We start from the raw sequence: 13763 nt of genomic DNA, 5'->3' as shown, positions 1-13763 counted from the left end.
CCGATGGAGCTGTCGCTGGCGACCCGCACCGTGGGGGAGCACACGGTGCTCGAGGTCGGCGGTGAGGTGGACGTCTACACCGCACCGCGGCTGCGGGAACGGCTCCTGGAGTTGATCGACGGTGGGGTCCACCGGGTCGTGGTGGACCTGGGTCGGGTGGACTTCCTCGACTCGACCGGCCTCGGCGTGCTGGTCGGCGCCCTGAAGCGGCTCCGCGCGGCGGGCGGTTCCTTCGCCCTGGTCTGCGACAAGGAGCCGCTGCTCAAGATCTTCCGGATCACCGCCCTGGACCAGGTCTTCCCGCTGCACCCGACGGTCGACGCGGCGATCAGCGCCGACCCGACCGGCGCCGGCGCGTGATGGCGACCGTCAAGCTCTCCTTCTCGCCTGCCCCGGTGCACGTGCGTACCGCCCGCCTGGTCGGCGTGGCGGTGGCCCGCCGGGCCGGGGTACGCGAGGAACTGCTCGACGAGGTGCGCCTGGCCATCGGTGAGGCGTGCACCCGGGCGGTGGCCCTGCACCGGCAGTACGGCGTGGCCGACCCGGTGCTGGTGGAGATGTCGGACTCCGGGGCGTACTCGGTGCGGGTGGTGGACCGGGCGCCGATCGAGGCGGGCATCGGCCTGGCCGCGTTGCCGCCGGACGAGTTGGCGAAGGAGTCGCTGAGCGAGGACGCGCTGACCACCGGCGTCGGCTTCGCCCTGCTCGCCGGCTTCGTCGAGGATCTCCAGGTGCGCCCGGTCGAGGAGGGCATCGGCACCGAGGTCCGGATGGTGTGGCCGGTGGGCCGCTGAGCTGACCCGGCACGAACCGCAGGCCGCGTTCCCCTCGGGGGGCGCGGCCTCGTCGTGCTGCTCGGCCCATATATCAGATTTTTCCTCATAACACAGTTACGAAGATCATCGAGACACGGTGCCCCCTCCGTGTGACCTCCAACACTGCCGAGGGCTACAGTACGCGGGTTGTCAGCACGTGACCCGTCCCGCAGCCAGCGGAAATGGGTGCCCATCGCTGGCCCGCACGGGTGGGGTCGGCGCGCGCTGGCGAGTCCGCATCCAGGCGTCGGCCGTGTGTCTCCACGGACCGACGCGAGTGTTCGGTACAGGAGGACATAGATGTCCGGGACCTTGGCCGCCGACGGCGGCGCACTGTCCCTTACCGGAGCCAACCTGACGTACGTCGTCATCGCCGCGGTCATCGCGCTGGTGGCGCTCGTCTTCGCGGCCGCCTTGACCAAGGCGGTGCTGGCAGCCGGTAAGGGCACCACCAACATGCAGGAGATCTCCGGGGCGGTGCAGGAGGGCGCGTCGGCGTACCTGCTGCGCCAGTTCAGGACCCTGGCGATCTTCGTGGTGATCGCCGTCGTGCTGCTCTTCCTGCTGCCGGTGCACGACACCGACGGCAACCAGACCCTGGTGAAGATCGGCCGGTCGGCCTTCTTCGTGGTGGGCGCCGGGTTCAGCGCGTTCATCGGTGGCGCCGGCATGTGGCTGGCCACCCGCGCCAACCTGCGGGTAGCCGCCGCCGCCCGGGAGCGGGAAGGTGGCCGTGAGGGCGCCATGAAGATCGCCTTCCGCACCGGTGGCGTGGTCGGCTTCCTCACCGTCGGCCTCGGTCTCTTCGGTGCGGCGCTGGTCGTCCTGCTCTTCAAGGGCGACGCCCCGACCGTGCTGGAGGGCTTCGGCTTCGGTGCCGCGCTGCTGGCCATGTTCATGCGGGTCGGCGGCGGCATCTTCACCAAGGCCGCCGACGTCGGCGCCGACCTGGTCGGCAAGGTCGAGCAGGGCATCCCCGAGGACGACCCGCGCAACGCCGCCACCATCGCGGACAACGTGGGCGACAACGTCGGCGACTGCGCCGGCATGGCCGCCGACCTCTTCGAGTCGTACGCGGTCACGCTGGTCGCCGCGCTGATCCTGGGTCGCGCCGCGTTCGGCGAGGACGGGCTGGTCTTCCCGCTGGTCATCTCCACCATCGGCGTGCTGGTCGCGATCGTCGGCGTCTTCATCACCCGGCTGCGCGCCTCCGACCGCAACGGGCTGACCGCGATCAACCGGGCCTTCTACATCTCGGCCGTGCTCTCCGCGGTGCTGGTGTCGATCGCCGCCTTCGCGTACCTGCCGGCGACCTTCGCCGAGCTGGAGGGCGGGCTGACCGACGTCGACCGGAACCCGCGGCTGGTCGCCATCGGCGCGGTGATCATCGGTATCGTGCTGGCCGCCGCGATCCAGGCGCTGACCGGCTACTTCACCGAGACCAACAAGCGCCCGGTGCAGGACATCGGCAAGAGCTCGCAGACCGGCGCCGCCACCGTCATCCTCGCCGGCATCAGCGTCGGCCTGGAGTCGGCGGTCTACTCGGCGCTGCTGATCGGCGCCGGCGTCTTCGGCGCGTTCCTGCTCGGCGGCAGCTCCATCACGCTGTCGCTCTTCGCGGTCGCGCTGGCCGGCACGGGCCTGCTCACCACCGTCGGCGTGATCGTCGCGATGGACACCTTCGGCCCGATCTCCGACAACGCGCAGGGCGTCGCGGAGATGTCCGGCGACATCGACGAGCACGGCGCGCGGATCCTCACCGAGCTGGACGCGGTCGGCAACACCACCAAGGCGATCACCAAGGGCATCGCGATCGCCACCGCGGTCCTCGCCGCGACCGCGCTGTTCGGCTCGTACACCGACACGCTGCGCTCCTCGTACGAGGACGCGGGCGTGGGCGACGTCGGGCAGGAGATCCTCAACGCGCTGAACGTGGCCAACCCGCGCAACCTGGTCGGGCTGATCATCGGCGCGGCGGTGGTCTTCCTCTTCTCCGGGCTGGCCATCAACGCGGTCTCCCGCTCGGCCGGTGCCGTGGTGATGGAGGTCCGCCGGCAGTTCCGTGAGCTGCCCGGGATCATGGACCGCACCCAGCGCCCCGAGTACGGCAAGGTCGTCGACATCTGCACCCGGGACGCGCAGCGCGAGCTGATGACCCCCGGTCTGCTCGCCATCCTCGCGCCGATCGCGGTCGGCTTCGGCCTCGGCCCGGGCGCGCTGGCGTCGTACCTGGCCGGTGCCATCGGGGCGGGCACGCTGATGGCGGTCTTCCTGGCCAACTCCGGCGGCGCCTGGGACAACGCCAAGAAGCTCGTCGAGGACGGCGCGTACGGCGGCAAGGGCTCCGAGGCGCACTCGGCGACCGTCATCGGTGACACCGTCGGCGACCCGTTCAAGGACACCGCCGGCCCCGCGATCAACCCGCTGATCAAGGTGATGAACCTGGTCTCGCTGCTGATCGCGCCGGCCGTGGTGGCCTGGAGCGTGGGCGACGACCGGAACACCGGTCTGCGGATCGCGATCGCGGTCGTCGCGGCGCTGATCATCGTGGCGGCGGTGGTGTTCAGCAAGCGCAAGGGCATCGCCATGGACGACTCCGGCAACGGCAGCGACACCGGGGCGGGCAACCCGGACCAGCGGCCGGAGACGGTCAACGTCTGATCCGGCGCGGGTTCCCGGTCGGCAGCCGCCGGCCGGGAACCCGTCCGTCGAAACCTGACCGGTGGCACTTCCCTCCGGAAGCCGTACGCTGCTTCGCATGCGTACGCGCCGGGCGGCAGCCGCCGGAAAGCTCACGGTGGTCCTGGCCACGGTCGTCCTCGTCGTCGCCGGCTGCGGCGGCCCCAGCCCCCGAGCCTGGGCCGCCTCCGTCTGCCAGGCGCTCACGCCGTGGCGGGCGGAGATCAACAAGCTGACCAGCAGCACCCAGCAGCAGATGACCGCGCAGACCACCCCGGCGCAGGCCAAGGAGAACCTGGTCCGGCTCTTCGCCGGGGCGGAGCAGGCCAGCGAGACGGCCCGGCGCAAGGTCGAGGAGGCCGGCGTGCCGGAGACCGACCACGGCGCGGAGATCTCCGCCGGGTTCCGCGGCTCGCTCAGCAAGGTGCGCGACGCGTACGGCCGGGCCCGGACGACCATCGCGGGGCTCGACACCGGGCGGGCCGGCCCCTTCTACGACGGGGTGCGGGCCGCCGTGGACACCCTGAACAAGGAGTACGACGCGAGCGCGCTGGACACCGGCAAGCTCAACTCGAAAGAGCTCAAACAGGCCTTCGACGAGGTCCCGGAGTGTCGCTGACGCCTCCCGACTCACCACCGGACCCGGTCCGGCAGCTGTCGCTGTTCGGCGCCGAGGCGGCCGACCCGTCCCTGGCGGACCTGGCCGGCCTGCTCGCCGGGCCGGGGGAGGTGGTCCGGATGGGCGGCACGGCGCGACTGTCGATCGTGGTGGACGCCGCCTGGCGGGTGCACGTCCTCGTGGCCGAGCTGGCCGTACGCGGAATCGCGGCGGGCTGGGAGCCGACCGGGGACGGCCGGCACCGGGTCCGCACCTCGTACGCCAGCACCCTGGCCCCGCTCGCGACGGCCTGGCTGCGCGGCACGGTGAAGCGGCCACCGGCCGGTTTCCACCTGAACGGGCGGCGGCTGCGGCTCTGGCTCGCCGCCGCCGGAGCGGCCGAGCCGGCCGGGTTCCTGCTCCGCCTCGGCGCGGCGGACGCGCCCTGGTGGCCGCAGGTGCGGGCGGCGCTGGCCGCGGTGGGCCTCCCCGGGGCGCTGCTCGACCCGGAGGCGGGCGGGCCCGCGTACCGGATCACCGGCCGGCGGCGACTGGCCCGGCTGGCGGAGCTGGTGGGTGACCGGCCGGCGACCGCGCCGGAGGCCGAGTGGCCGCGGGCGGCGGGCTGACGCGCGGGGCGCAACCCCTTCGGCTGTCCGATCCGTGACACCCGCCGGGTGGCGGTTTGTCCAGGAAAACGGTCCGGTGCCACCTCGGCCGAGGGTCCGTCATCGTCACAGTGACCCGCTCGGCACCCTACCCACGGTGTACGGTGGCGCCGTCCGGCGACAGTCCGCGCGGGGCCGCCCGGTCCCCGCCACGACCGACCGGTTTGCCGCCCACGAAACCCGGAGCGCGGGCGGCGCGTTACGTTGGACATCCGGACCGCCCGTGGCCCGGCCGGTGCAACGCGACCCGGACCGGGCATGAGGGGACACGGCCCCGTAACGGGCATGGCGCAGGAGTGAGGTCGGAGAGAGACGTGCCGAGCAACGCTGGAACCACCCGTCTGGTCATCGTCGAGTCACCGGCGAAGGCCAAGACGATCTCGGGCTACCTCGGCCCGGGGTACGTCGTGGAGGCCAGCTTCGGCCACGTCCGGGACCTCCCGCGCAACGCCGCCGACGTGCCGGCCAAGTACAAGGGCGAGCCGTGGGCCCGGCTCGGGGTGGACGTCGACAACGGCTTCCACGCCCTCTATGTGGTCTCCGCCGACCGGAAGCAGCAGATCAGCAAGCTGGTGAAGCTGGCCAAGGAGGTCGACGAGATCTTCCTGGCGACGGATGAGGACCGCGAGGGCGAGGCCATCGCCTGGCACCTGGTGGAGACCCTCAAGCCCAAGGTCCCGGTCAAGCGGATGGTCTTCCACGAGATCACCAAGCCGGCCATCCAGGCCGCCGTGGCGAACCCGCGCGAGATCGACCGGGACCTGGTCGACGCGCAGGAGGCCCGCCGCATCCTCGACCGGCTGTACGGCTACGAGGTCTCGCCGGTGCTGTGGAAGAAGGTCATGCCGAAGCTCTCGGCGGGCCGGGTGCAGTCCGTGGCGACCCGGATCGTGGTCGAGCGGGAACGGCAGCGGATGGCCTTCCGCACCGCGGAGTACTGGGACATCCTGGCCACCCTGGCGGTGGCGAAGCCCGGCGAGGGGCCGCGCGCGTTCAACGCGACGCTGGTCGCGCTGAACGGCGACCGGATCGCCACCGGCAAGGACTTCGAGCCGACCACGGGTCGCGTGAAGCCCGGCGCGGGCGTGGTGTACCTCGACGAGAGCGGGGCGCGCGGGCTCGCCGCCCGGCTGGAGGGGCGGCAGTTCACCGTCACCCGGGTCGAGGAGAAGCCCTACCGCCGCCGCCCGTACGCGCCGTTCATCACCTCGACCCTCCAGCAGGAGGCGGCCCGCAAACTGCGGCTCTCCTCGCAGCAGACGATGCGCACCGCGCAGCGGCTCTACGAGAACGGCTACATCACCTACATGCGTACCGACTCGGTGAACCTGTCGGAGACCGCCATCGCGGCGGCCCGCCGACAGATCGCCGAGCTGTACGGCGAGCGCAGCGTGCCGCCGGAGCCCCGCCGCTACACCGGCAAGGTGAAGAACGCGCAGGAGGCGCACGAGGCGATCCGTCCCGCCGGGGACAACTTCCGCACCCCCGGTGAGGTGGCCAAGGAGCTGTCGGCCGAGGAGTTCAAGCTCTACGAGCTGATCTGGCGGCGCACCATCGCCTCGCAGATGACCGACGCGGTCGGCTCCAGCGTCTCGGTCCGCATCCGCGCGGTCTCCACCGCGCAGGAGGAGGCCGACTTCGGCGCGACCGGCAAGACCATCACCGACCCGGGCTTCCTGCGCGCGTACGTCGAGTCGAGCGACGACGAGACCGCCGAGGCGGAGGACGCCGAGCGCCGGCTGCCCACCCTGGTCAAGGACCAGCCGCTCACCGCCGACGAGTTGGCCGCGCAGGGGCACCACACCCAGCCGCCGTCGCGCTACACCGAGGCCTCGCTGGTGAAGGCCCTGGAGGAGCTGGGCATCGGCCGCCCGTCGACGTACGCGTCGATCATGCAGACCATCCAGGACCGCGGGTACGTGATGAAGCGCGGCCAGGCGATGATCCCGACCTTCCTGGCCTTCGCGGTGATCGGGCTGATGGAGCGGCACTACCCGCGCCTGATCGACTACGACTTCACCGCCAGCATGGAGAACGAGCTGGACGAGATCGCCGGTGGTGACCACGCCGCCGTCGACTTCCTCACCTCCTTCTACTTCGGCAGCACCAACGGCACCGGCGACCAGGCGATCGCCCACGCCGGTGGGTTGAAGAAGCTGGTCACCGAGAACCTCAGCGACATCGACGCCCGGAGCGTCAACTCGATCCCGCTGCACACCGACTCCGAGGGCCGCGAGGTCGTCGTCCGGGTCGGCCGGTTCGGTCCCTACCTCCAGCGGGCGCTCCCCGGTGAGCAGCCGGCCCCGAAGGTCGAGGGCGAGGAGGGCGGCAGCCAGGGTGACCGGGCGCCGATCCCCGAGGGGCTGGCCCCCGACGAGCTGACCCCGGAGAAGGTGCACGAGCTCTTCCTCGGCGGCGGTGGCGAGCGCAAGCTCGGCGACGACCCGGCCACCGGCGAGCCGATCGTGCTCAAGTCCGGCCGGTTCGGCCCGTACGTGGCCAGTGGTGAGCGGAAGTCCTCGCTGCTGCGGTCGCAGACGCCGGACTCGCTCACCCTCGACGAGGCGCTGAAGCTGCTCACCCTGCCCCGGCTGATCGGGGTCGCCCCGGACGGCGGCGAGGTGGTCGCCAACAACGGCCGCTACGGCCCGTACGTCAAGCGCGGTGACGAGTTCCGCTCGCTGGACTCGGAAGAGAAGATGTTCACCGTCACGCTGGACGAGGCGCTGGCGTTGCTGGCCGCCCCGAAGACCCGTGGGCGGAAGGCCGCCGCGCCGCCGCTGCGGGAGATGGGCGTCGACCCGGCCACCGAGAAGCCGCTGGTGATCAAGGACGGCCGGTTCGGGCCGTACGTCACCGACGGGGAGTTCAACGCGTCGCTGCGGCGCGGGCAGACCCCGGAGGAGCTGACCATCGAGCAGGCCTCCGAGATGCTCGCCGAGAAGCGGGCGAAGGGGCCGGCGCCGAAGAAGAAGGCGGCGGCGAAGAAGGCCGCCCCGGCCAAGAAGACGGCGGCGAAGAAGACCACCGCCAAGGCGACGGCCGCCAAGAAGACCACAGCCGCCAAGGCCACGGCCGTCAAGAAGGCCCCGGCGAAGAAGGCCGCACCGAGGAAGACCACCAGCAGCGCCGAGTGATCTCGGTGACGATCCGCGGCGGCGGGCGGCGGATGGCCTAGTCTGGTCGCCGTGTCCACAGTGCGGCGTGCTCGGCGGAGCTGGCCCGTCCCGCAGCTCCGCCGTCGGCCGGGCGCCGTGGTGCCGGTCCCGGCGGGCACGGCTGCTCGCGCCACCGGTCCCGCTGGGCTCCCGGCGACGACCGCGGCATGAACGCCGCGTCGGTCCGCAGGTGCGCGGGACCCGTGGAGGGTCGGCCCGCAGCGCTTCCTCTTGCTAGCCTCGCCTGCTGACGCGCGCGGGGAGGAACGTCGTTGCGGGACATCGGTGTGGAGGAGGCACGGGCATGAGCATCGTGCCCATGACGGGTCGTCCGGCGGGTGGACACCCGCAGGAGGACCCGGACCAGCTCGCCCGCTGGCGGCTAATCAGCCTCGAGAAGCAGTTGCCCCAGCCGCGGCTGCTCACCGGGATCGGCACGCCCTCTCTGGTCTGCGCCCTGCTGCTCACGCTGCTGGCGATCTTCGCCTTCGCGTACCTGGGCCGGAACACCTCGTCCGGGGTGCCCCGGGCGGTCGTCGAGTCCCAGCACGAGTTCGTCAGCGAGCTCTCCCGCAGCCTCAACCGCTCGGTCAACCGCAGTCGGGACGAGCTGGGCCGTGAGGTCGTCGCCTACCGGGCGCACCCGGAGCAGGCCGCCGCGCGGCTCGCCGCCCTGACCAAGGACCAGGACAAGTGGCGCGGCGTGGCCGTCTTCAACCCGGACGGCAAGACGGTCGTGAACCGGGTCGGCCAGGTCTTCGTGCTGCCGGCCGGGCTCGCCCCGGAACGGGCCGCGCTGCCGCTGGTCGACGGCAACGACGCCCGCATGCTGCTGGTCGAGCCGCTGGCCGACAGGAAGCTCCTCGTCGCCGAGCTGCGACTGAACGTGCGGACCCTGCGTCTCGACCCGCGCTCCAGGCAGGCCGTGCTGATCGCGGTGGCCGGCAAGGGCCGGGCCCTCGCCCAGGGTGCCCCGGTGCAGGCGGGTCCGCAGCTCGATCCGGTCGTCGAGAAGGCGGTCCGGGCCAGTGGGCGCGGGCGTACCACGACCCGCACCGGCCCGGCGGTCGTGCCGGCACGCGGTAGCGGGGCCACCGGTCCGGTCGTCCCGGTGGTCACGGCCGACGCCGTCGGGGACCACGGCTTCGCGGTCGTCTCGCTGATCTATTCGCCGATGACCACCGCGGCCGAGAGCCGGGAGCCGCTGGTGGCCGCGCTCGCGCTGGTCGTGGCGGCGATCGTGGTGCTGCTCATCCTGCGGGCCGGGCTGGTCCTGCCGGTACGCCGGCTGCTGGCCCACGCCAAGGCGGTCGCCTCGGGCAACTCACCGGGTGACCCGCCGAGCACGCCCAACGCCCAGGTCAACCGGATCGCCTCGGCGCTGAGCGCACTCGCCGCCCGGCCCGGGGGCGGCCCGGCCGGTCGGCACTCCGCAGCGGGCGGCGTACCGGCGATCCTGATGGTCGTCGCGGCGGTCGTCGCCGTCCTCGGCGCCGCCGGCGGCATCCTCGCCACCGCGAAGGAGACCGAGCGGGACCTGCCCGCCCAGGTGGTGCGGGATTCGGAGAACCAGGCCGGTGCGGTCGCCGCGGCGTTGGGCGACTCGCTCAACGGCGGCTACGACAAGCTGCTGGTGCTCGGTCGGGACCAACCCGCCGCCAGTAACCAGCAGCTCCGCCGGGCGCTGGACGACCTGCTCGACGAGTCGGGCCGGTTCCGCAGCGCGTACGTGCTGTCGGCGGACGGGAGCGTGGTCACCAGCGTGGGCCGCGAACCGCTGCGCCCCACCGGTAAGGCACCCGGCAAGGGCGGTGTCGTCCTGCACGACGTACGCGGGCGGCTGCCGATCGTGTACGCGTACCAGCCGCTGGCGGACGGCCGGTCCCTGGTCGCGGAGTTCGACGTGCGCTACCTGACCCGGCTGCTGCAACGGATGCAGGGGCGGGTCCGGGTGCTGGACGTGGACCAGCGCGACATCCTCGACAGCGGTGGCTATCTGGCGTTCGAGCAGGTCACCGACGCCCCGGTGCGGGGCGCTTCGACGCAGGCGCTCACCGGCCGGACGTACGCCCAGGTGACGGAGGTGGACGGGGCGCGCGACCTGCTGGTCGCCGCGCCGGTGGCGTTGGACGGCCCGGCCGCGGCGTTGAAGTGGACGGTGGTCGCCCAACGTCCGGTGACGGACTTCGCGTTGCCCGGCAACGTGCTGCGGCACGGTGCGCTGCTGGTGGTGGTCGTGGCGGTGGGTATCGGGCTGCTGCTGTTCAGCTGGCACTACTTCTTCCAGCTCCGGCCGCTGCGCAACCTGGCCCGGGAGGCGGCCACGTTGGCCGGCGGCGACACCTCCCAGGCGATCTCGCCGCGCTGGCACGACGACATCGGGGCGGTCGCGGTCTGCCTGGAGGTGTGCCGTCAGGCGGCGACGCACGGCGAGCAGCGCCTCGGTGGCGCGGCGCGGCTGCGGGGCACCGACGGCATGCCCACGGCGATCATGCCCCGGGTGCCGGACCGCCGCCGTGGTGGCCGTGGCCGCCGAAAGGGTGTCTGACGTGCTCTTCCTCTATCTGGTGTTCCTGGCCGCCTGCCTCGGGTTGCTGGCGGGCGGCGTCATCGAGCAGCGCAACCACCATCGCAGCCTGCACAGCATCCCGCACCGGGTGCTGGTCAACGGCATCCGCGGCAAGAGTTCGATCACCCGCCTGACCGCCGGGGCGCTGCGCGGCGGCAAAATGGTGGTGGTCGCCAAGACCACCGGCACCGCGGCCCGGTTCATCTTCCCGGACGCCAGCGAGGAGCCGGTCTACCGCAAGTTCGGCATCGCGAACGTGGTGGAGCAGATCGGCATCGTGCGTCGGGCGGCCTCCTACTATCCCGACGCGCTCGTGATCGAGTGCATGGCGGTCATGCCGCCGTTGCAGGAGCTGAACCAGACCAAGTTGATCCGGTCGACCATCGGCATCCTCTGCAACGTCCGGGAGGATCACCTGGCGGAGATGGGTCCGACGCTGGACGACGTGGCGCGGTCGTTGAGCCGGTCCATGCCGGTGGGCGGCATCTGTGTCACCGCCGAGCAGGACCGGCTGCACATCCTCCAGGAGGAGGCGGACAAGCGCAGGTGCACGCTCGTCCCGGTCTATCCGGAGTCCGTGGCCGACGAGGAGATGAAGGGCTTCACCTGGACCACGTTCAAGGAGAACGTGGCCATCGCCCTGAAGGTGGCGGAGCTGCTCGGCGTTCCCCGCGAGGCCGCCGTGCAGGGCATGTGGACGGCGCCGCCGGATCCGGGTGTGCTCAGCGTCGAGGAGTACCGCGCCGGGGACCGGTCGCTGCGCTTCGCCAACATCTTCGCGGCGAACGACCCCGAGTCGACGTACATGAACATCCAGCAGTTGGCCGATCAGGGCTCGATCCCGAGGCCGCTGCACGTGTTGATCAACTGCCGCCCGGACCGGGTCGAGCGGAACGGCCAGATGGGCTCGTTGATCGCGCGGATCGACCCGGACAAGGTGATCCTCATCGGTGAGCCGACCCGCAGCGCCCGGGCCAAGATCGACGCCCAGTGGCAGGACCGGGTGGTCGACCTGGGCGGCCGGATCCCGGCGCGGGAGCTCCTCGACGGGGTGCTCGGCACCATCGACGGCTTCGCCTCGGTGCTGGCCATCGGCAACATCCACGGTCAGGGTGAGATCCTGCTGGCCCAGCTCGCCGGCCTGGAGCAACCCGCCCCCCAGGACCGTGCCGCCCCGCCGGCCCGCCCCGCCGGCCGGCAGCCGTACGGGGAGCCGGAACCACGCGTCCCCCTGCCGGTCCGGTCTCCCGGCCGCTCCGGCGTGCCGGCCGGTCCGGCGGTACCGGGCCGCCCGGGTCCGCTGCCACCCCACGGGTTCACGCCGCCCGCTCCCCGGGACCCGCACGACGCTCGGCCGGCGCGCGTCGCCGCCCACGAGCCGTACCCGCCCCTCGGTGCCCCGTACGGCGAGCGCCGGACCCGGGACGACCAGCCGTACGGCGGGTACCCGGCCCGACCGCCCCGCCGCCTTGACCCGTACGACCCGGACGGCCCCCGTGGGCAGTATGGTGGGCCGCCGGTCCGCCCCCGGTCCGGTCCGCCACCGCAGGGCGGTGCGCCGCAGGGCCCGCCCGAGCCGGCCCGCTACGACCCGGACCGGACGATGCCGACCCAACCGGTCGTCCGTCGTCCGCCGGTGTCCCGCCCCGACCAGACCGATCCCGATACGCCGCCCCCGCGGCCGTCCACGTACTGGAGCCCCTCGTGACGAGCGGAGAACTGACGCCGGAGCTGTCGACGCTCTGCCTGGGCGTGGGGCTGGTCCTGGCGTTGGCCTGCTACCTGACCACCAACCTCTCCCCGGGCGGCATGATCACACCGGGGTGGCTGGCCCTGATCCTGGTCGAGGAGTACCGGCAGGCGCTGGTGATCGTGGTGATGACCGGGGTCACCTGGGCGCTCACCAAGCTCATGCAGCGCGTGGTGATCCTCTACGGCAAGCGGCTGTTCGCGGCCATCGTGCTGCTCAGCGTGCTGCTGCAGACGACCCTGTTCCTCGTCATCCAGCAGGACTTCCCCCTGCTCTTCTCGCACCAGACCCTCGGGTTCGTCGCGCCCGGTCTGATCGCGTACCAGCTGGTCCGACAGCCCCCGGTGGCCACCATGCTCGCCACCGCGGCGGTCTCCGGGGGCTCTTACCTGATCATCATCAGTGGCGTGCTGGCCGGCCTGGTGCCGGTGAGCTGACGCCTCGCCGTGACCGAGACCAGGGAAGGTGACCCCCGGATGGTGTCGCAGAGCAACAAGTGGATGTGGGCGGCGCTGGTCGTCGTCCTGGTGGCCACCGGTGCGATCGTCGTGGTGGCGCTCCGCCCCGACCGGGCCCCGGTCTCCGCGCCGGCTGCGCTGACCGGCACCCAGGGGGCACCCGCCGACGCCTCCGGTGAGCTGACCTACGAGCGGCTGACCCGGCCAGCCCGTACCCAGGTCAGCGATGCCGAGGGCCGGGTGCTGGCCCTCTTCACCGACGGGGCGCGGACGGTCCGGGTCTCCGGCCCGGAGCGGACCTTCGGCGAGGCCCGTTTCACGCACGCGACCGTCACCACGGACGGCTGGATCCGGCTGGCGCCGAAGCCCTGGAAGGCCGGCGCCGAGCGGGAGTCCTGGTTCCGGCCCTGGTTGAGCAGGATGGTCAAGGACCGCAGTCCGGACGCCCTGGCGATCGCGATGCAGTACCAGGACGGCGCGAAGGCCCGGAAGGACGCGAAGGGCATCCAGTACGCCGGGGACGCCTCGTTCGGTCCGTACTCCGCCGACGACCCGGACGGCCGTGCGGAGAACTCCGACTTCTACGACTACCTGGGCGTGCCGTGGGACTTCCCCGACGGTCGGCACGAGCGTCCGGACAAGGCCCACTTCCGCAGCCTGGACTGCTCCGGCTTCATCCGCATGGTCTACGGCTACCGGATGAAGTACCCGCTGCTCGGCACCAACACCAAGGGGCCGGGTCTGCCCCGCCGGGCCTTCGCGTTGGCCGCTGTCGGCCCGGGCACGCTGCTGATCCCGAGCACCGGCCGCCCGGCCCGCGACTACGACCTGCTCCAGGAGGGCGACCTGGTCTTCTTCAGCCACGGCGAGGAGGCCGGGCCGACCATTCAGCACTCCGGCATCTACATCGGCGTGGACGACTCCGGCCACCACCGCTTCATGTCCAGCCGGGTGAAGGCGGACGGGCCGACCTTCGGCGACTTCGGCGGTGAGTCCCTGCTGGACGGCCCGAGCTACTGGTCGGCGAGGTTCCTCACCGCGCGGCGCATCTGACGCCGGCCGGTCGCC

Annotated in this window: 10 protein-coding genes; all 10 read left to right on the top strand. The window is 72.2% G+C overall.

The genetic code is table 11. From position 1 onward, the window contains the following. The first annotated feature begins 3 nt into the window (after positions 1–3). The gene (locus ABUL08_RS21835) at positions 4–360 is read left to right on the top strand and encodes an STAS domain-containing protein (RefSeq protein WP_350931829.1); all 357 of its coding nucleotides are present in this window, start codon (positions 4–6) and stop codon (positions 358–360) included. Next, positions 360–794 carry an ATP-binding protein gene (locus ABUL08_RS21830; RefSeq protein ID WP_350931828.1) on the top strand — a complete coding sequence of 145 codons (435 nt, stop codon included), beginning with the start codon at positions 360–362 and terminating at the stop codon, positions 792–794. Before ABUL08_RS21835 ends, ABUL08_RS21830 begins: the two co-directional genes overlap by 1 nt. Positions 795–1115: 321 nt before the next feature. Beyond that, entirely contained in the window at positions 1116–3476 is a 2361-nt protein-coding gene (locus ABUL08_RS21825) for a sodium-translocating pyrophosphatase (protein ID WP_350931827.1), read from the top strand. A gap of 97 nt (positions 3477–3573) precedes the next feature. Next, positions 3574–4113 (top strand): hypothetical protein, encoded by a 540-nt coding sequence (locus tag ABUL08_RS21820; protein WP_350931826.1) that lies wholly within the window; start codon positions 3574–3576, stop codon positions 4111–4113. Next, the gene (locus ABUL08_RS21815) at positions 4104–4721 is read left to right on the top strand and encodes a hypothetical protein (RefSeq protein WP_350931825.1); all 618 of its coding nucleotides are present in this window, start codon (positions 4104–4106) and stop codon (positions 4719–4721) included. Before ABUL08_RS21820 ends, ABUL08_RS21815 begins: the two co-directional genes overlap by 10 nt. A gap of 353 nt (positions 4722–5074) precedes the next feature. Further along, the gene (gene topA / locus ABUL08_RS21810) at positions 5075–7897 is read left to right on the top strand and encodes a type I DNA topoisomerase (protein ID WP_350931824.1); all 2823 of its coding nucleotides are present in this window, start codon (positions 5075–5077) and stop codon (positions 7895–7897) included. Positions 7898–8222: 325 nt separating this feature from the next. Next, positions 8223–10466 carry a HAMP domain-containing protein gene (locus ABUL08_RS21805; protein ID WP_350931823.1) on the top strand — a complete coding sequence of 748 codons (2244 nt, stop codon included), beginning with the start codon at positions 8223–8225 and terminating at the stop codon, positions 10464–10466. 1 nt (position 10467) lies between these two features. Then, entirely contained in the window at positions 10468–12195 is a 1728-nt protein-coding gene (pgsB, locus tag ABUL08_RS21800; protein ID WP_350931822.1) for a poly-gamma-glutamate synthase PgsB, read from the top strand. Further along, a complete protein-coding gene (locus ABUL08_RS21795) occupies positions 12192–12674 on the top strand; it encodes a poly-gamma-glutamate biosynthesis protein PgsC/CapC (RefSeq protein WP_350931821.1) in 483 nt (160 codons plus the stop codon). The genes pgsB and ABUL08_RS21795 overlap by 4 nt, the downstream gene beginning before the upstream one ends. Before the next feature lie 39 nt (positions 12675–12713). After that, entirely contained in the window at positions 12714–13748 is a 1035-nt protein-coding gene (locus tag ABUL08_RS21790; RefSeq protein ID WP_350931820.1) for an NlpC/P60 family protein, read from the top strand. Positions 13749–13763: the final 15 nt, after the last annotated feature.

Origin of the sequence: Micromonospora sp. CCTCC AA 2012012 (genome assembly GCF_040499845.1) — a bacterium.
Classification (GTDB): Bacteria; Actinomycetota; Actinomycetes; order Mycobacteriales; family Micromonosporaceae; genus Micromonospora; species Micromonospora mangrovi.
This window is presented reverse-complemented; position numbering and strand designations above follow the sequence as displayed.

Coding starts and splice junctions, on each gene's coding strand:
- ABUL08_RS21825 (WP_350931827.1), top strand. CDS start 1,116: ATGTCCGGGACCTTGGCCGCCGACGGCGGCGCACTGTCCCTTACCGGA.
- ABUL08_RS21835 (WP_350931829.1), top strand. CDS start 4: ATGGAGCTGTCGCTGGCGACCCGCACCGTGGGGGAGCACACGGTGCTC.
- ABUL08_RS21790 (WP_350931820.1), top strand. CDS start 12,714: ATGGTGTCGCAGAGCAACAAGTGGATGTGGGCGGCGCTGGTCGTCGTC.
- ABUL08_RS21805 (WP_350931823.1), top strand. CDS start 8,223: ATGAGCATCGTGCCCATGACGGGTCGTCCGGCGGGTGGACACCCGCAG.
- ABUL08_RS21830 (WP_350931828.1), top strand. CDS start 360: ATGGCGACCGTCAAGCTCTCCTTCTCGCCTGCCCCGGTGCACGTGCGT.
- ABUL08_RS21820 (WP_350931826.1), top strand. CDS start 3,574: ATGCGTACGCGCCGGGCGGCAGCCGCCGGAAAGCTCACGGTGGTCCTG.